Source organism: Geodermatophilus sp. SYSU D00079, assembly GCF_054050635.1.
Window position 1 is genome coordinate 23068 of sequence record NZ_JBJGZS010000014.1, and the last position, 18992, is coordinate 42059.

At 74.0% G+C, this 18992-nt stretch carries 16 protein-coding genes; 4 read left to right on the forward strand and 12 right to left on the reverse strand.

Annotated features, from left to right (window positions below; all coding sequences use genetic code 11):
• Window positions 1–78: 78 nt before the first annotated feature.
• The 7 genes from prcA to ACI79E_RS13090 all read right to left on the reverse strand — a co-directional run bounded on the left by prcA (window position 79) and on the right by ACI79E_RS13090 (window position 7151).
• On the reverse strand, window positions 79–942 hold the full coding sequence (gene prcA, locus ACI79E_RS13060) for a proteasome subunit alpha (RefSeq protein WP_456932976.1): 864 nt from the start codon (window positions 940–942) through the stop codon (window positions 79–81).
• A gap of 5 nt (window positions 943–947) precedes the next feature.
• On the reverse strand, window positions 948–1790 hold the full coding sequence (gene prcB / locus ACI79E_RS13065) for a proteasome subunit beta (protein ID WP_456932977.1): 843 nt from the start codon (window positions 1788–1790) through the stop codon (window positions 948–950).
• Window positions 1791–1863: 73 nt separating this feature from the next.
• Window positions 1864–2196, reverse strand: coding sequence for an endonuclease domain-containing protein (locus ACI79E_RS13070; protein WP_456932978.1), 333 nt, complete (start codon window positions 2194–2196; stop codon window positions 1864–1866).
• Window positions 2197–2348: 152 nt separating this feature from the next.
• Window positions 2349–2558, reverse strand: a complete 210-nt coding sequence (locus tag ACI79E_RS13075) for a ubiquitin-like protein Pup (RefSeq protein WP_456852816.1) — start codon at window positions 2556–2558, stop codon at window positions 2349–2351.
• Window positions 2559–2677: 119 nt separating this feature from the next.
• Window positions 2678–4183 (reverse strand): depupylase/deamidase Dop, encoded by a 1506-nt coding sequence (dop, locus tag ACI79E_RS13080; protein WP_456932979.1) that lies wholly within the window; start codon window positions 4181–4183, stop codon window positions 2678–2680.
• Window positions 4184–4352: 169 nt separating this feature from the next.
• Complete coding sequence (gene arc, locus ACI79E_RS13085) at window positions 4353–6083, reverse strand: proteasome ATPase (RefSeq protein WP_456932980.1); 1731 nt, start codon at window positions 6081–6083, stop codon at window positions 4353–4355.
• A 180-nt stretch (window positions 6084–6263) separates the two neighbouring features.
• Window positions 6264–7151: a tRNA (adenine-N1)-methyltransferase gene (locus tag ACI79E_RS13090; protein WP_456932981.1), complete on the reverse strand. Its 888-nt coding sequence runs from the start codon at window positions 7149–7151 to the stop codon at window positions 6264–6266.
• Between the two features lie 81 nt (window positions 7152–7232).
• Between ACI79E_RS13090 and ACI79E_RS13095 the strand changes: the two genes are divergently transcribed.
• Window positions 7233–8210, forward strand: a complete 978-nt coding sequence (locus ACI79E_RS13095) for a RecB family exonuclease (protein WP_456932982.1) — start codon at window positions 7233–7235, stop codon at window positions 8208–8210.
• Window positions 8211–8328: 118 nt separating this feature from the next.
• Window positions 8329–9516, forward strand: coding sequence for an amidohydrolase family protein (locus ACI79E_RS13100; protein ID WP_456932983.1), 1188 nt, complete (start codon window positions 8329–8331; stop codon window positions 9514–9516).
• Here ACI79E_RS13100 and ACI79E_RS13105 read toward each other — a convergent pair.
• Both ACI79E_RS13105 and metH read right to left on the reverse strand, forming a co-directional pair.
• Window positions 9513–10256: an HAD family hydrolase gene (locus ACI79E_RS13105; protein ID WP_456932984.1), complete on the reverse strand. Its 744-nt coding sequence runs from the start codon at window positions 10254–10256 to the stop codon at window positions 9513–9515. The two genes, ACI79E_RS13100 and ACI79E_RS13105, sit on opposite strands and share 4 nt — an antisense overlap.
• Before the next feature lie 66 nt (window positions 10257–10322).
• The gene (gene metH, locus ACI79E_RS13110) at window positions 10323–14123 is read right to left on the reverse strand and encodes a methionine synthase (RefSeq protein WP_456932985.1); all 3801 of its coding nucleotides are present in this window, start codon (window positions 14121–14123) and stop codon (window positions 10323–10325) included.
• Window positions 14124–14347: 224 nt separating this feature from the next.
• Here metH and ACI79E_RS13115 point away from each other — a divergent pair, with 224 nt between their 5' ends.
• Window positions 14348–15208 (forward strand): PAC2 family protein, encoded by an 861-nt coding sequence (locus ACI79E_RS13115; protein ID WP_456932986.1) that lies wholly within the window; start codon window positions 14348–14350, stop codon window positions 15206–15208.
• 243 nt (window positions 15209–15451) lie between these two features.
• Here ACI79E_RS13115 and ACI79E_RS13120 read toward each other — a convergent pair whose 3' ends face one another.
• Both ACI79E_RS13120 and mshC read right to left on the reverse strand, forming a co-directional pair.
• Complete coding sequence (locus tag ACI79E_RS13120) at window positions 15452–16480, reverse strand: HD domain-containing protein (protein ID WP_456932987.1); 1029 nt, start codon at window positions 16478–16480, stop codon at window positions 15452–15454.
• Window positions 16480–17736 carry a cysteine--1-D-myo-inosityl 2-amino-2-deoxy-alpha-D-glucopyranoside ligase gene (gene mshC / locus ACI79E_RS13125; RefSeq protein ID WP_456932988.1) on the reverse strand — a complete coding sequence of 419 codons (1257 nt, stop codon included), beginning with the start codon at window positions 17734–17736 and terminating at the stop codon, window positions 16480–16482. The genes ACI79E_RS13120 and mshC overlap by 1 nt, the downstream gene beginning before the upstream one ends.
• 84 nt (window positions 17737–17820) lie before the next feature.
• Here mshC and ACI79E_RS13130 point away from each other — a divergent pair, with 84 nt between their 5' ends.
• A complete protein-coding gene (locus tag ACI79E_RS13130) occupies window positions 17821–18537 on the forward strand; it encodes a maleylpyruvate isomerase family mycothiol-dependent enzyme (RefSeq protein WP_456932989.1) in 717 nt (238 codons plus the stop codon).
• Window positions 18538–18541: 4 nt separating this feature from the next.
• Here the strand turns inward: ACI79E_RS13130 and ACI79E_RS13135 are convergent, their stop codons facing one another.
• Window positions 18542–18925 carry a VOC family protein gene (locus ACI79E_RS13135; protein WP_456932990.1) on the reverse strand — a complete coding sequence of 128 codons (384 nt, stop codon included), beginning with the start codon at window positions 18923–18925 and terminating at the stop codon, window positions 18542–18544.
• Between the last annotated feature and the right edge of the window lie 67 nt (window positions 18926–18992).

Here is an 18992-nt window from a genome sequence, read left to right on the forward strand (position 1 = left end):
CCCTTCTCGGCGCCCCGTGCCGGGACCGGGCCGGCCTCCCTGCCCCACCGGCGCACGGCGGGGCAGGGAGGCCCTCGCTCAGGTGGTGGGGGCCTGTCCCCCGCTGCCGGCGGTGCCCCCGGTGTCGGGGGCCGCCGGGTCGCCCAGCCCGGCCGGCGCGCCGGGCTGCGGCGTGCTGGGGGCGTGCGAGGCGGTGTGCGGCTCCTCGACGGTCTCGGCGGCGGACTCGTCCCCCCGGTCGAGCAGGGTGCGCAGGGCGGCGCCGACGACCCGCCGGAACGCCCGCTTGGGCCGGCGGCGGTCGAGGACGGCCACCTCCAGCTGCTCGGCCGACAGCAGGGCCGGCCCGCCGTTGCCGGCGCTGGTGGCCGGACTGACCGCGGACAGGGCCTGCACGCCGACCTTGAGCGCCTCGGCGAGGCTCATACCGGGCAGGAAGTGCTCGCGCAGGTGGGTGCTGACCGCCTCGGCCTGGCCGCCCATCACGACGAAGTCCGGCTCGTCGACGACCGAGCCGTCGAAGGTGAGCCGGAACAGCTGGTCGGACTCGGGGGTGTCGCCGACCTCGGCGACGCACAGCTCCACCTCGTAGGGCTTCATCTGCTGGGTGAAGATCTCCCCGAGCGTCTGCGCGTAGGCGTTGGCGATCACCCGGCCGGTGACGTCGCGGCGGTTGTAGGAGTAGCCGCGCACGTCGGCCAGGCGCACCCCGGCGACCCGGAGGCTCTCGAACTCGCTGTAGCGGCCCACCGCGGCGAAGCCGATCCGGTCGTAGAGCTCCCCGACCTTGTGCAGGGTGGAGCTGGGGTTCTCGGCGATGAACAGCACGCCGTCGGCGTAGGTGACGACGGCGACCGAGCGGCCGCGGGAGATGCCCTTGCGGGCGTACTCCGAGCGGTCGCGCATCAGCTGCTCGGGCGAGGCGTAGTACGGCATCGTCATGGCGATCAGCCCTGCCCGTCCGCGGCGGCCCGCTCGTCGGTGATGGTCTTGGCGACGGCGGCGACCTCGTCGTCGGAGAGCCGCAGGGCGCCCTCGGCGTCGACCCGGTAGACGATCGGGTACAGCCGCCGCACCGGGTCGGGGCCGCCGGTGGCCGAGTCGTCGTCGGCGGCGTCGTAGAGCGCCTCCACCAGGGAGCGCGTGGCGGCGTCCTCGGGAAACCCGGGGCGCCAGGTCTTCTTCAGCGAGTTGCGGGCGAACAGCGACCCGGAGCCCACCGCGGAGTAGCCGCGCTCCTCGTAGTTGCCGCCGGTGACGTCGTAGCTGAAGATCCGCCCCGGGCTGGCGCCCTCGGCCGCGTCGAGGTCGAACCCGGCGAACAGCGGGACGACGGCCAGCCCCTGCAGCGCCGCGCCGAGGTTGCCGCGGATCATCTGTGCGAGGCGGTTGGCCTTGCCGTCGAGGGAGAGGGTGAGCCCCTCGATCTTCTCGTAGTGCTCGAGCTCGACCTGGTAGAGCTTCACCATCTCGATGGCGATGCCCGCGGCCCCGGCGATGCCGATGACCGACCAGGTGTCCGCGGGGTAGACCTTCTCGATGTCCCGGCTGGAGATCAGGTTGCCCATGGTGGCGCGCCGGTCACCGCCCATGAGGACGCCGCCCGCGTAGGTGACCGCGACGATCGTGGTGCCGTGCGGGGTGATGTCACCGACCGGGATCTGCGGCACCGGCCGGCGACCGGGCAGCAGGTCCGGCGCGGTGACGGCGAGGAAGTCGGTGAACGAGGAACCCACCCGGTCCAGGTACGCGGGCGAGAACCCGCTGCGGCCGGCTGACGACTCGTTCACGCGTTCCCCTCGCCGGCGCTCGACGAGCGCGTGCCCGGCGTTGCTGTGTCCATGGGTGAGCTCGCGAGCTCCCTCACGTATCCGCCTCTCCCGCCGTGTCCTGCCGGCGTGACCCGCTGGTCCGCCCGGTGCTGCGCGTGCTGCCCGGACGTCGCTGCGACCCTACCGGCGGGCTCCCCGGGCGGCTGGCCGTGCCCGGAGCGGTGCCCGCGGACTCCTCCTGGAGCCGGTCGAACGCCTGACGCCGGCGGTGGGACTCCACGTGCCAGGCTGCCACGTGCAGCAGGTACGGGTCGTCCCGGAACCGGCCGAGGCTCCCGGTGCCGTGGGAGCACAGCAGCACGCGGACCGCGCCGGTCTCGTGGTCGACGTGGAGGGCCGGGGCCGCGCGACGGGGGGCGCGCATCCCGCCCTGCGCCGCCGTGCGTGCGTCCTGCAGGAGGAGCTGGGACCGTCCGGCCGCGTCCGGTCGCGTGTGGACTCCTCGGCCGGCCTCAGCTCACCGCCGTCCTCGCAGGACTCCTCGGGGACCGCTCCGGACGGACCGCCAGGACGGCTCTACTGGCCGCCCTTCTGCACGTAGGACCGGACGAACTCCTCGGCGTTCTCCTCGAGCACCTCGTCGATCTCGTCCAGGATGGAGTCGACGTCCTCGGTCATCTCCTTGTGGCGCTCGGCGACCTCGGTGTCGACCGAGGCCTCGACCTCGTCGGTCTCCTCGCGGGTGCGGGTGGCCTTCTGCTGCCCGCCGGTGTCCCTCGTGGCCATGGCTGCCTCCAGGTGGTGTCGTGGCTGGTGCCTGGGACGAAAGCTACCCGCGGGGAGTGACGAACGGGTGTCGGCGAGCGGTCTGGGGACCACGCCCGCGCCTGGGGACTCCCCCGGGCTCAGCCGCCGGTGATGGTGTCGACCAGCTCCTGCGCCGAGGAGGTGGACTCGAACAGCCGGCCCACGTGCTCGCGGGTGCCGCGCAGCGGCTCCATGGTGGGGATGCGGACCAGGTTCTCCCGGCCCAGGTCGAACACCACCGAGTCCCAGGAGGCCGCGGCCACCTGCGCGGGGTAGCGCCGCAGGCACTCGCCGCGGAAGAAGGCGCGGGTGTCGGTCGGCGGGTGCACCACCGCGCGGGCCACCTCCTCGTCGGTGAGCAGCCGCTGGATCGAGCCGCGGGCCACCAGCCGGTGGTAGAGCCCCTTGTCCGGCCGGACGTCGGAGTACTGCAGGTCCACCAGGCGCAGCCGGGAGTCGCCCCAGGCCAGGCCGTCGCGGGACCGGTAGCCCTCCAGCAGCCGCAGCTTGGCCGGCCAGTCCAGCCGGTCGGCGCAGCGCATCGGGTCGATGCGGAGGTCGGTGAGCACCTCGGCCCACCGGCGCAGCACGTCGGCGGTCTGCTCGTCGCCGTCCCCGGTGCGGTCGACGTGCCGCTGCGCCATCTCCAGGTAGGCCTCCTGGACCTCCAGCGCGGTCATCCGCCGCCCGTCGCGCAACCGGACCTTGTGCGACAGCGACGGGTCGTGGCTGACCGCCTGCAGCGCCTCCACCGGCTCCTCGATGCTGAGGTCCTGGGTGAGGGTGCGGGCCTCGATCATGGCCAGCACCAGCGACGTCGTCCCGACCTTGAGGTAGGTGGACAGCTCGGCGAGGTTCGCGTCGCCGATGATCACGTGCAGCCGGCGGTACTTGTCGGCGTCGGCGTGCGGCTCGTCGCGGGTGTTGATGATCGGGCGCTTGAGGGTGGTCTCCAGGCCCACCTCGACCTCGAAGAAGTCGGCCCGCTGGGAGAGCTGGAAGCCGCGGGTGCGGCTCTCCGTGCCGATGCCCACCCGCCCGGAGCCGGCGACGACCTGCCGGGTGACGAAGAACGGGATCAGGCCGCGGATGATCTCCAGGAACGGCGTGCGCCGGTCCATGAGGTAGTTCTCGTGCGACCCGTAGGAGGCGCCCTTGCCGTCGGTGTTGTTCTTGTACAGCTGGATGGGCACCGTGCCCGGCACCCGCGCGGCCCGGCGGGCGGCCTCGGCCATCACCTGCTCGCCGGCCTTGTCCCAGAGGACGACGTCGCGCGGGTTGGTGACCTCCGGCGTCGAGTACTCCGGGTGCGCGTGGTCCACGTAGAGCCGCGCCCCGTTGGTGAGGATGACGTTGGCCATCCCCGAGTCCTCGTCCAGGTCGTTGTGGTCCAGGGCCTGGGCCGGGGACAGGTCGAACCCCCGGGCGTCGCGCAGCGGGGACTCCTCCTCGAAGTCCCACCGCGGCCGGCGCGGGGTCGGGGCCTCGGCCACCGCCCAGGCGTTGACCACCTGGCTGGACAGGGTGGTGGGGTTGGCCGTCGGCTGCCCGGGCACCGAGATGCCGTACTCGACCTCGGTGCCCATGACCCGCCGCACGCTCATGTCCCAACCCTAGGCCGCGGCGCGGGCACCGTCCGGCACCGCCCGCACGCCCGGACCCGGGCCGCGCGGGGGTGCCGCCGGGCCCCGCGCACGCCGACGGCCCGGCCCCCGCGGACAGCGGGGACCGGGCCGTGGTGCGCTGCCGGAGCCACCCGGCGGCGGGGTCGGCTCAGAGGTACTGGCCGGTGTTGGTCGCGGTGTCGATGGCGCGGCCGGACTCGGTGCCCTTGCCGCTGATGAGCGTGCGGATGTAGACGATCCGCTCGCCCTTCTTGCCCGAGATCCGCGCCCAGTCGTCGGGGTTGGTGGTGTTCGGGAGGTCCTCGTTCTCCTTGAACTCGTCGACGCAGGCCTGCATGAGGTGGCCGACGCGCAGGCCACCGGTGCCGGTCTCCAGCCGCTCCTTGATGGCCATCTTCTTGGCGCGGTCGACGATGTTCTGCAGCATCGCCCCGGAGTTGAAGTCCCGGAAGTACAGGACCTCCTTGTCCCCGTTGGCGTAGGTCACCTCGAGGAAGCGGTTCTCCTCGCTCTCGGTGTACATCCGCTCGACGGTGCGCTGGATCATCGCCGCGATCGTCGCCTCCCGGCTGCCCCCGTGCTCGGCCAGGTCGTCGGGGTGCAGCGGCAGCGAGGTGGTCAGGTACTTGCTGAAGATGTCGCGGGCGGCCTCCGCGTCCGGCCGCTCGATCTTGATCTTCACGTCCAGCCGGCCCGGCCGCAGGATCGCCGGGTCGATCATGTCCTCCCGGTTGGAGGCGCCGATGACGATGACGTTCTCCAGGCCCTCGACGCCGTCGATCTCGCTGAGCAGCTGGGGCACGATCGTGGACTCCACGTCGGAGGAGACCCCCGACCCGCGGGTGCGGAAGATCGAGTCCATCTCGTCGAAGAAGACGATGACCGGCGTGCCCTCGCTGGCCTTCTCCCGGGCCCGCTGGAACACCAGCCGGATGTGCCGCTCGGTCTCGCCGACGTACTTGTTGAGCAGCTCCGGGCCCTTGATGTTCAGGAAGTAGGACTTCGCCGCACGCGAGCCCTCGCCCTGGACCTCGGCGACCTTCTTGGCCAGCGAGTTGGCCACCGCCTTGGCGATCAGCGTCTTGCCGCAGCCGGGCGGGCCGTAGAGCAGGATGCCCTTGGGCGGGCGCAGCTCGAACTCGCGGAACAGGTCGGCGTGCAGGAACGGCAGCTCGACGGCGTCCCGGATCTGCTCGATCTGCCGGGACAGGCCCCCGATGTCGGCGTAGTCGATGTCGGGGACCTCCTCGAGGATGAGCTCCTCGACCTCGCTCTTGGGGATCCGCTCGTAGACGTAGCCCGAGCGGGACTCCAGCAGCAGCGAGTCGCCGCTGCGCAGCGGCTGGTCGGCGAGGGAGTCGGCGAGGTAGACCACGCGCTCCTCGTCGGTGTGCCCGATCACCAGGGCCCGCGGCGTGACCCCGTCGATCGGCTCCAGCAGCTCCTTGAGCATGACGACGTCGCCGGCGCGCTCGAAGCCGCACGCCTCGACGACGTTCATCGCCTCGTTGAGCATGACCTCCTGGCCCGGCCGCAGCGTCGCGACGTCCACCGACGGCGACAGCGACACCCGCAGCTTGCGGCCACCGGTGAAGACGTCGACGGTGCCGTCGTCGTGGATGCCGAGGAAGACGCCGTAGCCGGACGGGGGCTGCCCGAGCCGGTCGACCTCCTCCTTGAGCGTGACCAGCTGCTCGCGGGCGTCGCGCAGCGTGGTGGTGAGCTTGTCGTTCCGCTCGGACAGGAACGCCGCGCGCCCCTCCGCCTCGGCGATCCGCTCCTCCAGCGCCCGCACCTGCCGGGGGCTCTCGGCCACCTTGCGACGCAGGAGACCGATCTCCTCCTCCAGGTAGGAGATCTGCGTGAGCAGTGCCGCCACGTCACGCTCACGTCGCGCTCGGAACTCGTCGGGACCCAGGCCCATCGCGCACCTCCGCACACATCGGGAGAGCCAGGAGGCAAATCTATACACGCCCGGCGACAGCCTGCCGGGGGCTCGCGGGACACTCGGTCACGGCACCGCTACGACTGCGGTGCGTCCCCGGCCGAACGCCCCCTGTCAGTGCTTCTGGGCCCGCCGCTGCCGGGTCGGGGCGACCACGCCCTCGGCCAGCCGCCGCGCGGTCACCAGGAACGCGGTGTGGGCGACCATGCGGTGCTCGGGGCGCACGGCCAGCCCCACGGCGTGCCAGGGCCGCACCAGCGACTCCCAGGAGTACGGCTCGGTCCAGCCGCCCTGCGCCCGCAGCGCCTCCACGTAGGTGGACAGCTGGGTGACGGTGGCGACGTAGCCGACGAGCACCCCGCCGGGCCGCAGCGCGGCGGCCACCGTGGGCAGCACCGCCCAGGGCTCCAGCATGTCCAGGACGACCCGGTCGACGGTCTCCTCCGCGGGGTGGTCGGCGAGGTCCCCCAGACGCAGGGACCAGTTGGCCGGCACCTCGCCGAAGAAGGCACCGACGTTGGCCCGGGCGACGTCGGCGAAGTCCTCGCGGCGCTCGTAGCTGGTGACCGTGCCCCGCTCCCCCACCGCGCGCAGCAGCGAGCAGGTCAGCGCGCCCGAGCCGGCGCCGGCCTCCAGCACCCGCATCCCCGGGCCGACGTCGCCGGACCCGACGATCTGGGCGGCGTCCTTGGGGTAGATGACCTGGGCGCCGCGCGGCATGGACAGCACGAAGTCGGCCAGCAGCGGGCGCAGCGCGAGGTAGCCGGTGTTGGCGGTGGAGTGCACCACCGAACCCTCGGGCGCACCGATCAGGTCGTCGTGGGCGATGGCGCCGCGGTGGGTGTGGAACAGCTTCCCGGGCTCCAGGACGACGGTGTGCAACCGGCCCTTGGGGTCGGTGAGCTGCACGCGGTCGCCGGCGACGAACGCCCCGGGCACCGGCGTCCGGGGCTCGGTCACGGGCACGTCGGCGGTCTCGGGGGCCTGCTGCTGGTCGTCCACGGGCGGCCAGCCTACGGAGGCGTGGCGCGGCTCTCGGCGTGCGCACTCGGAACTGTCGGCGGCCCGACCTAGCCTCGGGACATGACCACGATGGTGCAGACCGGGCAGCCCGCCGCCGCGGCTGCCTCTCCCCCGGGCGCACCCGCCGACGCCGCTGCCCCTCCCCTGGGCGCACCCGCCGACCCGGCGGCGACGCCGCGCCGGCCGTCGCTGTCCCCCAGCCGGGCCGCGGACTTCAAGACCTGCCCCCTGCTCTACCGCTTCCGCACCATCGACCGGCTGCCCGAGCGCAAGAGCCTGGCCGCGCTCCGCGGCACGCTGGTGCACGCGGTGCTGGAGAAGCTCTACGACCTGCCGGCCCGGCAGCGCACGGTGCAGTCGGCGCAGGAGCTGGTCGGCCCCGCGTGGGAGGAGCTGCGCACCGATCCGGAGGTCGCGGAGCTGTTCGCCGAGGGCGGCGCGGCCGACGACGACCCGGCCGGCCAGTCGCTGGAGGCGTGGCTGGCCTCGGCCGGGCGGCTGGTGGAGACCTACTTCTCCCTGGAGGACCCGTCGCGCATCGAGCCGGAGGGGCGCGAGCAGCTGGTCGAGGTCACCCTGCCCGACGGGCTGCTGCTGCGCGGCTTCGTCGACCGGCTGGACGTCGCGCCCAACGGGGCGCTGCGGGTGGTCGACTACAAGACGGGGTCGGTGCCGCGCGAGGCGTTCGAGGGCAAGGCCCTGTTCCAGATGAAGTTCTACGCCCTGGTGCTGTGGCGCACCCGCGGCGTGGTGGCCAGCCAGCTCAAGCTGCTCTACCTCGGCAACGGCGACGCGCTGACCTACGCACCCGACGAGGGTGAGCTGGTGCGCTTCGAGCGGACCCTGCAGGCGATCTGGGCGGCGATCGAGCGGGCGGTGGCCACCGGCGACTTCCGGCCCAACCGCACCCGCCTGTGCGACTGGTGCGACCACCAGGCGCTGTGCCCGTCCTTCGGCGGCACTCCCCCGCCGTTCCCGGCCGAGGCCGCGGCCGCCGCCGGCTGGCACACCTCGCTGCCGGTCGTCGAGCGGGACTGAGTCACCGAGGGGGACTGAGGCAGGGGCCCCGGCCTCCTCACCGCCCGCCGGCGGGGCCGCCGGATGAGGAGGGCCGGTGGCCTTCCGCTGACCGCCCCCGGGGTCGACAGTGACCGGCGTGCGGGGATACCGGGCGGCGCGGGCCTTCGACGGCGAGCGGGTGCTGGCCGGCGGCGCCCTGGTCCTGGTGGAGGGCACCACGATCGTCGCGGTCGAACCGGCGTCGACCCCCGCACCGGCCGGCTGCCCGGTCACCGAGGAGCCGGGCACCACGCTGCTGCCGGGCCTGGTCGACACGCACGTGCACCTGTGCGGGGACGGCGGTCCGCGGGCACTGGAGCAGCTCCCCGAGCTGTCCGCCGACCGGCTGGACGCGGTCATCGCCGAGGCCGGGCGGCAGCACCTGCGGGCCGGGGTCACCGCCGTCCGGGACCTCGGGGCCCACGAGTGGGCGGTGCTCGAGCGCTCCCGGCGCGGCGCGGACGGGCCGACCGTCGTGGCCGCCGGGCCGCCGATCACCTCTCCTGGGGGTCACTGCTGGTCCATGGGCGGGGAGGCGAGCGGGGTCGACCAGCTGCGCCGGGCCGTGCGCGAGCGGGCGGAGCGGGGCGCCGGGGTGGTCAAGGTGATGGCCAGCGGCGGGCTGATGACCCCGGGGACGGACCTCACCGCCGCCCAGTTCTCCCCGGCGGAGCTGCGCGCGGTGGTCGACGAGGCGCACCGCCACGGGCTGCCGGTCACCGCCCACGCCCACGCGCTGACCGCCGTCGAGCACGCCCTCGCCGCCGGCGTCGACGGCATCGAGCACTGCAGCTGCCTGACCGCCGACGGCGTCCGGACGCCGCCCGGGCTCGCCGCCGGCCTCGCCGCCGCGGGCACCCTCGTGTGCCCCACGCTCGTCTGGCAGCCCGGCATCGAGCCGCCGCCGCACGTGCAGGCGCGGATGGCGGCCACCGGGGCCACCGTGGCCGCCCAGCTGGCCACCGTGACCCGGCTGTCCCGGGCCGGGGTGTTCCTGCTGGCGGGAACCGACGCCGGGATCTCCCCGCCCAAGCGGCACGGGCTGGTGCCCATGGCGGTGGCTGACCTGGTGGTCGAGTGCGGCGTCCCGGTGGCCGAGGCGCTGGCGGCGGCCACGAGCCGGGCGGCCCGCGCCTGCGGGCTGGGTGACCGCACCGGCCGGCTGGCCCCCGGCCTGGACGCCGACCTGCTGCTGGCCGACGGGGACGTCACCCGCGACGTCACCGGGCTCCAGCGGCCCCGGCTGGTGGTGTCCCGGGGCCGGGAGGTGGGCCCGGCCGGTTAGACCCGGACGCCGTCCGCGTCGCGGGCGGCCAGCACCTCGGCCAGGTGGGCCAGCCGCACGCCGGCCAGGGTGTCGCGCAGCACCAGGCCGGGAGCCGGCTCCAGCGGCTGCAGGGAGGGCACGCCGAGCACCGCGGCGCCGGCGGCCAGCCCGGCGGTCACCCCGGCGACGGAGTCCTCCAGCACCACGCAGCCCTCGGGCCGCACCCCGAGCGCGGCCATGGCCTGCCGGTAGGGCGCCGGGTCGGGCTTGCGGGCGGGCACCTCGTCGCCGCAGACGGTGACGTCGAAGGGCGGCACGTCGGGGAAGGCGCGGCCGATGGCGGCGAGGACGACGTCGGCCAGCCGGCGCGGGGTGGTGGTCACCAGCGCGGTGGGGACGGCGGCGTGCCGCAGCTCCGCGATGAGCTCGCGGGCGCCGGGCCGCCAGTGGATCTCCCCGCCGAGCAGCTCGGCCACCTGGTCCTCGATCCAGCGGGCGTCGGCCAGGAACTGCTCCTCGCTGCGCACCACACCCAGGTCGGCGTAGAGGATGTCCATGGCCACCCGCATGCTGGTGCCGACGGTCCGTTCCCGCGCCGCGTCGGACATGCGGCCGCCCAGCTGCCGGGCGAGGGCGAACATCGCGTCGCCCCAGTACTGCTCGGTCTCGACGAGAGTGCCGTCCATGTCGAACAGCACGGCCTGCGGGGCGGGCCCCGCCGTCGTCCCGGCCGCGGCGTCGCTCCCCAGGTTCTCCATCACGTCCACGGTAGGCGCCGGCCCGCCCCGGCCGCCGTCCCGGCGCCCGTGAGATCGGCTACGCGCTCACTCGTCGTCGGTGCGGTAGCCGAGGTTGGGTGAGAGCCAGCGCTCGGCCTCGGCGAGGGTCCAGCCCTTGCGGCGCGCGTAGTCCTCGACCTGGTCGCGGCCGAGACGGCCGAGGTTGAAGTAGCGCGACTGCGGATGGGAGAAGTACAGCCCGCTGACCGCGGCGCCGGGCCACATGGCCATGCTGTCGGTGAGCTGGATGCCGGTGGCCGCCTCGACGTCGAGCAGCGCCCAGATGGTGCGCTTCTCGGTGTGCTCGGGGCAGGCGGGGTAGCCCGGGGCCGGGCGGATGCCGCGGTAGCGCTCGGCGATCAGCTCGCCGTTGTCCAGGTGCTCGTCGGGGGCGTAGCCCCACAGCTGGGTGCGCACCCGCTCGTGCAGCCGCTCGGCGAAGGCCTCGGCGAGCCGGTCGGCCAGCGACTCCAGCAGGATCGCGCTGTAGTCGTCGTGGGCCGCCTTGAACGCCGCGACGCGGTCGGCCACCCCCAGGCCGGCGGTGACGGCGAAGGCGCCCACGTAGTCGGCCAGGCCGGTGTCCCGGGGCGCGACGAAGTCGGCGAGGGACTTGCGCGGCGCGCCGTCACGGCCCTCGGTCTGCTGGCGCAGCTGGTGGAGGGTGGCCCGGACGGCGGTGCGGGTCTCGTCGGTGTAGACCTCGATGTCCTCGCCGTCCACCCGGTTGGCGGGGAACAGGCCGACGACGCCGGCCGCGCGCAGCCACCGCTCCCCCACGATCCGGTCGAGCATGGCCTGGGCGTCCTCGAACAGCCGTCGGGCCGCCTCGCCGGTCGCCGGGTTGTGCAGGATGTCGGGGAACCGGCCGCGCATCTCCCAGGCGGAGAAGAACGGCTGCCAGTCGATGTAGCGCCGCAGCTCCTCCAGGGACTGGTCGGGGAAGGTGCGCACGAACTGGGTGGCCGAGCCGTGCCGGTGCTCGCAGTCCGGCGCGGCGCACACGTCCCGGGCCTGCTGCAGCAGCATGCGCGGCCGCGGCGGGGTGTAGCCGCGCCAGTCCAGCGCCGGCGCCGCGGCGCGCGCGGCGGCCAGCGGCAGCAGCGTGCGGGTGTCCTGGCGGGCCGCGTGCCGCTCCCGCAGCCCGGCGTACTCCTCCTCGACCCCGGCCAGCAGCGCGGGGCGCTGCTCGTCCGACAGCAGCGCAGCGACCACCGGCACCGACCGGGAGGCGTCCTTCACCCAGATGACCGGGCCGTGGTAGGCCGGCGCCACCTTCACCGCGGTGTGCGCCCGCGAGGTGGTCGCCCCGCCGACCAGCAGCGGGATGTCGAAGCCCTGCCGCTCCATCTCGGTGGCCAGGGTGACCATCTCGTCCAGCGAGGGGGTGATCAGGCCCGACAGGCCGATGACGTCGGCGCCCTCCTGCTTGGCGGTGTCGAGCACCGTCTGGGCCGGCACCATGACGCCCAGGTCGACCACGTCGTAGTTGTTGCACTGCAGGACGACGCCGACGATGTTCTTGCCGATGTCGTGGACGTCGCCCTTCACCGTCGCCATGACCACCTTGCCGTTGCTGCGCTCGACGTCCCCGGGGCGCTTCTCGGCCTCGATGAAGGGGATGAGGTAGGCCACGGCCTTCTTCATCACCCGCGCGGACTTCACCACCTGCGGCAGGAACATCTTGCCCGCGCCGAACAGGTCACCCACGACGTTCATGCCGGCCATGAGCGGCCCCTCGATCACCTCGATCGGCCGGCCGCCGCGGGCGCTGATCTCGGCGCGCAGCTCCTCGGTGTCGGCCTCGACGAACGCGTCGATGCCCTTCACCAGCGCGTGGGTGATCCGCTCCCCGACCGGCAGCGCCCGCCACTCCTCGGCGGCGGCCTCCTTCGCCGGGCCGTCCGCGGCGTGCTCCCCCGCGATCTCCAGCAGCCGCTCGGTGGCATCCGGCCGCCGGTTGAGGACGACGTCCTCGATCCGCTCCCGCAGCTGCGCGGGCACCTCGTCGTACACCTCGAGGGCCCCGGCGTTGACGATGCCCATGTCCATGCCCGCGGCGATCGCGTGGAACAGGAAGACCGCGTGGATGGCCTCCCGGACCCGGTTGTTGCCGCGGAAGGAGAAGGACACGTTGGAGACGCCGCCGGAGACCAGCGCCCCGGGCAGGTTGGCCTTGATCCAGCGGGTGGCCTCGATGAAGTCCAGCCCGTAGGACGCGTGCTCCTCGATGCCGGTGGCGACGGCGAAGACGTTCGGGTCGAAGATGACGTCCTCGGCCGGGAAGCCGACCTGCTCGACCAGGATGTCGTAGGCCCGCCGGCAGATCTGCTTGCGGCGCTCCAGGTCGTCGGCCTGCCCCTGCTCGTCGAAGGCCATGACGACGACGGCCGCCCCGTGCTTGCGGCACAGCCGGGCCTGGCGCACGAACTCCTCCTCGCCGGACTTCAGCGAGATGGAGTTGACGATCGACTTGCCCTGCACGCACTTGAGGCCGGCCTCGATGACCTCCCACTTGGAGGAGTCGACCATCACCGGCACGCGGCAGATGTCGGGCTCGGCGGCGACCAGCTTGAGGAAGCGGTCCATGGCCGCGACGCCGTCGATCATCCCCTCGTCCATGTTGACGTCGATGACCTGCGCGCCGGCCTCCACCTGCTGGCGGGCCACGGCCAGGGCGGCCGGGAAGTCACCGGCCCGGACCAGGTTGCGGAACCGGGCGGAGCCGGTGATGTTGGTCCGCTCGCCCACGTTGACGAACAGGGAGTCCTCGTCGACGGTGAGCGGCTCCAGGCCCGACAGCCGCAGCGCCGGGCGGACCCGGGGCGGCGTCCGTGGGGCCACGCCCGCGACGGCCGCGGCGACGGCGGCGACGTGCGCCGGCGTCGTCCCGCAGCAGCCGCCCACCAGGTTGACCAAGCCGCTGCCGGCGAACTCGCCGAGCACCGCCGCGGTCTCCTCCGGGGACTCGTCGTACTCCCCGAAGGCGTTGGGCAGGCCGGCGTTGGGGTGACAGGAGACGAAGGTGTCGGCGATCCGGGCCAGCTCGGCGACGTAGGGCCGCAGCTCCGCCGCACCCAGGGCGCAGTTGAGCCCGACCAGCAGCGGGCGCACGTGCCGCACGGAGTTCCAGAAGGCCTCGGTGACCTGACCGGACAGCGTCCGGCCGGAGGCGTCGGTGACGGTGCCCGAGACCATCACCGGCCAGCGGCGCCCGCGCTCCTCGAACAGCGTCTCCAGCGCGAAGACCGCCGCCTTGGCGTTGAGGGTGTCGAAGACCGTCTCGACCAGCAGGACGTCGGCGCCGCCGTCGACCAGCCCGTTGGCCTGGGTGAGGTAGGCCGCGGCCAGCTCGTCGAAGGTGACGTTGCGGGCGCCGGGGTCGTTGACGTCGGGCGAGATGGACGCGGTGCGGCTGGTCGGGCCGATCGCGCCGGCGACGTAGCGGGGCTTGGCCGGCGTCCGCTCGGTCATGCGGTCGCACTCCCGGCGGGCGAGCCGGGCGGCGGCGACGTTGAGCTCGTAGGCCAGCTCCTCCATGCGGTAGTCGGCCAGGGAGATCGCCGTCGCGTTGAACGTGTTCGTCTCCACCACGTCCGCGCCGGCCTCGAGGTACTCGCGGTGGATCCCGGCGACGATGTCCGGCGCGGTGATGCTGAGCAGGTCGTTGTTGCCCTGGACGTCGACCGGCCAGTCGGCGAACCGCTCCCCCCGGTACCCGGCCTCGTCGGGCCGCCGGCGCTGGATCGCAGTGCCCATCGCCCCGTCCAGCACGAGGATGCGCCGCTGCAGCAGCGCGGTGAGCTCGGCGGTGGCGTCGGGACGGAGCGCGGGGGACTCGGGCACGGGCTGTCCTCGGGAGGGGTTCGGGCACGGTCACGAGAGCGTCCGGCGCCAGGGCTCTGGCAACTCCGACGGGCCGCGGTGCCTCGTCGTCCACGAACTGCGGCCCCATGGTCCCATCCCCGGACCGCTGCGCGGCCGTCCCCCTCGCCCGGTCGCGGGACCCGCGTCGCCCGGGAGGGCGCGCGCGGACCGGCCGGGCGCCGGGACCGACGTAGGCTCGAAGGGTGATCGACCCGAAGTCCACTCCTGAGGACCTGCCGCGGCTGACCGACCCCGTCGTGGTCGTCGCCTTCGAGGGCTGGAACGACGCCGGGGACGCCGCCACCGGGGCGCTGGAGCACCTCGAGCTCATCTGGGACGCCACCCCGCTCGCCGCGCTCGACCCCGAGGACTACTACGACTTCCAGGTCAACCGGCCCACCGTGTCGCTCGTCGGCGGGGTCAGCCGCCGCATCGAGTGGCCGACCACCCGGATCTCCGTGGCCCGCCCGCCCGGTGCCGAGCGCGACGTCGTCCTGATCCGCGGCATCGAGCCGAACATGCGCTGGCGCGGGTTCTGCGAGGAGCTCATCGAGCTGTGCCGTGAGCTCGACGCCCGCGCCGTCGTCGGCCTGGGCGCCCTGCTGGCCGACACGCCGCACACCCGGCCCACCCCGGTGACCGGCTCGGCCTACGACGCGGAGTCCGCGGAGCGCTACGGCCTGGACACCTCCCGCTACGAGGGGCCCACCGGCATCCTCGGCGTCTTCCAGGACGCCTGCGTGCAGGCCGGGCTGCCGGCGATCAGCTTCTGGGCCGCCGTTCCGCACTACGTCTCCCAGCCGCCGTCGCCGCGGGCCACCGTCGCGCTGCTCACGCGCGTGGAAGAGGTGCTCGAGATCCCCGTGCCGCTGGGTGCGCTGCCCGAGCAGGCCGAGGACTGGGTGAAGACCGTCGACGAGATGGCCAACGAGGACGCCGAGGTCGTCGAGTACGTGCGCTCGCTGGAGGAGCGCGCCACCGAGGTCGACCTGTCCAACGCCAACGGCGACTCGATCGCCCGCGAGTTCGAGCGCTACCTGCGCCGCCGCGGCGGCACGACCTGACCTCGGCGGGGTCCTCTCCCGCCTGAGCGACGCCGACCCCGTCGAGATCCCGTGATCTCGCACGTCCCGGGGCCTCCCGGCGTGCGAGATCACGGGATCTCGCACGTGGGGGGGGCTCACCTCGTTGCTGCCGCTCCCCGGTTCGGGATCGCCGGCCGCCGCGGCGTCTGGTGGCGCGGCCATGTTGGCGATAACGGTCGTACCGGCGGCGCGCGGCGTCCCGGTCGCGGGCAGGCGCCGGCGCTACTGCTGACGGAGCAGGGGGCGCATGGCCGACGTCGCGTCGGCGTCGAAGAGCCGGTCGTGCGTGGCCAGCGCGAACCGGTCGGTCATGCCCGAGACGTAGTCGACGACCTGGGTCACCGGATCGGCCTCGGTGTCCCGGTAGGACGCCGGGATGAGCTCCGAGTGCGCCAGGTGGTGGTCGACCAGCCGGCGGGTGACGTCGATCGCCAGGTGCTTCTGCCCCGCGGCGGTCTCCGAGGCGTAGACCCGCTCGAACATGAACGTGCGCAGCTCGTGCATCGCCTCGAGCGGCTCGGGGGCCATGACCACCGACCCGCCGTCGGCCAGCGAGCCGGCGATGACCGCGTCGACCATCGCGCCGACCATCTCGCTGCCCGGGTCGCCGAACACCGCGCGGGCCCGCGCCGGCAGGTCCCCCATCCGCAGCACCCCGGCCCGGACGGCGTCCAGCGCGTCGTGGGAGAGGTAGCCGATCCGGTCGGCGTACCGCACGCACTCCGCCTCCCGGGTGGCCGGCGGCGGGTCGATCTTCCAGCTGTGCGCCCGGATGCCGTCGCGGACCTCCCAGGTGAGGTTGAGCCGCTCCAGCACCTCCACGATCCGGACCCCCTGCGCGGCGTGGTGCCAGCCGCCGGGCACGTAGGGCTCCAGGGCGTCCTCGCCGATGTGCCCGAACGGCGAGTGGCCGAGGTCGTGGCCGAGTGCGATCGCCTCGGCGAGGGCCTCGTTGAGCGCCAGCGCCCGGGCCAGGGAGCGGGCGACCTGGGTGACCTGCAGCGTGTGGGTCAGCCGGGTGACGAAGTGGTCGCCGTCGGGGTTGAGGAACACCTGCGTCTTGTGCTTGAGCCGGCGGAAGGCCTTGGCGTGCAGGATGCGGTCCCGGTCGCGCTCGAAGGCGGTGCGCAGGGCGTCCTCCGGCTCGGCGACCGTCCGGCCGCGGGTGGCGGCCGACCGGGTCGCCGCCGGGGCGAGGGCCTGCTCCTCGCGCTCCCGGGCGGCCCGGTCGACCAGCCGGAAGCCGCCCATCAGCAGTCGGCCAGCGCGACACCGAGCAGCGCGTCGACGGCGTCGCACACCACGGCCGGGGCGCCGTCCTCCCGGTCGTCGTCCGGCCCGGCGGCCAGGGTGGCGGCGGCCCAGGCGTCGACGAGGGCGATCGCCCCCGGGCTGTCGAGGTCGTCGGACAGCCGCTCGCGCAGGCCCTGCAGCACCGGCGCCGCCGGTGCGCCGGCCGGCAGGGCGACCGCGCGGCGCCAGGTGCCCAGCCGGGTGCGGGCGGCGTCGAGGAGGTCCGGTGTCCAGAACCGGTCGGTGCGGTAGTGCCCGGACAGCAGGGCCAGGCGGATCGCCATGGGGTCCACGCCCTCGCCGCGCAGCTTGGAGACGAACACCAGGTTGCCGCGGCTCTTGCTCATCTTCTCGCCGTCCAGGCCGATCATCGCCGCGTGCACGTAGGCCCGCGCGAAGGGCTTGGTGGCGGTGAGCGCCTCGGCGTGGACGGCGGAGAACTCGTGGTGCGGGAACACCAGGTCGCTGCCGCCGCCCTGGACGTCGAAGCCCATGCCGATGGTCTCCAGCGCGATGGTGGCGCACTCGATGTGCCACCCCGGCCGCCCGGTGACCCCGCGGGGGCCGGCCCAGGACGGCTCTCCGGGCCGCTGGCCGCGCCACAGCATGGGGTCCAGCCGGTTGCGCTTGCCCGCCCGGTCGGGGTCGCCCCCGCGCTCGGCGAAAAACCGCAGCATCGTGGCCTCGTCGTAGCCGGACTCCCCGCCGAAGCCGGGGGCCTGCGACACGTCGTGGTAGACGTCACCGGTGCCGTCGTCGAGGACGTAGGCCAGCCCGTCGTCGAGCAGGCTCTCGATGTGGGCGACGATCCGCGGGATCGACTCGACCGCGCCGACGTAGTCGTCGGGCGGGAGCACCCGCAGGGCGGTCATGTCCTCGCGGAACAGCGCCGTCTCGCGCATGGCGAGGACGATCCAGTCCTCCCCGTCGCGCTCGGCGCGCTCGAGCAGGGGGTCGTCGATGTCGGTGACGTTCTGCACGTAGTGGACCGCGTGCCCGGCGTCCCGCCACACCCGGTTGACCAGGTCGAAGGCCAGGTAGGTGGCGGCGTGGCCGAGGTGCGTGGCGTCGTACGGGGTGATCCCGCAGACGTACATGCGGGCGGTGCGGTCGGGGTTGGTGGCGACCACCTCCCCGCGCGCGGTGTCGTGCAGCTTGAGCACGGGACCGGTGCCCGGGAGGGTCGGCAGGAGCGGAGCAGGCCAGGCGAGCACGCCCCGAGCCTAGATGCGCCTACCGGCCGCGCCCGTCGGCCCTCATCCTGACGGTGGACGCCGCCCCGTGCCCGAGGAGCAACCGTGGAGCCCGACGAGTACCTGCCGGTCCTGCAGAAGACCAACGCCCGCTTCGCCGACGCCGCCGCCGAGGCGGTCCTGGCGCACGGCTGGCGGGCACCGGTGCCCGGCTGCCCGGGCTGGACCCTCGCCGACGTGGTCTGGCACCTGGCCGAGGTGCAGCACTTCTGGGCGTGGGTGGTGCGCACCCGCGCGGTGGACCCGGGCACCTACGTCGAGCCCGTCCGGCACCCGGACGACGAGCTGCTCGGCTACGGACTGGCCCAGTCCGCGGAGCTGGAGACGGTGCTGGCCGGCGCCGACCCGGCCGAGCGGGTGTGGACGTGGGCGCCCCGGCAGGACGTGGCGTTCGTGCTGCGCCGGCAGACCATGGAGGCGGTGGTGCACACCGTGGACGTCGAGCAGGTGCTCGGCGACGTCCGGCCCATCCCGGCCGCCGTCGGCCTCGACGGGCTCGACGAGTGGCTGGAGGTGATCGTGCCGGGGGCGCTGCCGGACGGGCCGCCGGAGACCGCGCACCCGGTGGTGTTCCACGCCGTGGACGCCGACGCCGAGCGCACCCTGTTCCCCGGCTCGCGGCCGTTCCCCATCGCGGCGCTGACCGGCACCGCCGGCGACCTGCTGCTGGCGGTGTGGCGGCGGGTGCCGCTGGAGGTGCTCACCGTGGACGGCGACGGCCTGCAGGCCGCGGCGATGATCGGCCTCGTGCGGCTGGAGTAGCGGCTCAGGGCCAGCTGGTGGCGTACCGGTCGAACTCCGCGGTCTGGACGCCGACCACGCAGAACACCAGTCCGGACGGGTCCTTCATCTGCCAGAAGCCGCCCATGTCCGCGAACCGCCGCGCACCCAGCGCCTCCAGGCGGGCGACCTCCGCGGGCACGTCGTCGGTCTCGATGTCGACGTGCCAGCGGGGCAGCGTCCCGGCCCCGGTGCGCTGCACCTCCAGGTGGAAGCCGTCGGCGAAGGTGCCCAACGCGGACCAGTCGTCGTCGATCGGGTCGGGTTCGACGGGGTGGCCGGTCGCGGCGGCCCAGAAGGCGCGCCCCTCGTCGTGGAGCTCCGGCGGCAGGTCGATGAGCAGGACGGCCAGGCGCGATCGGTGCGGCATGGGTTCACTGTCTCCCCGCGCACCGACAGGGCGAGATGCGGGGATCTCGCACGCCCGGAGCGCCGGA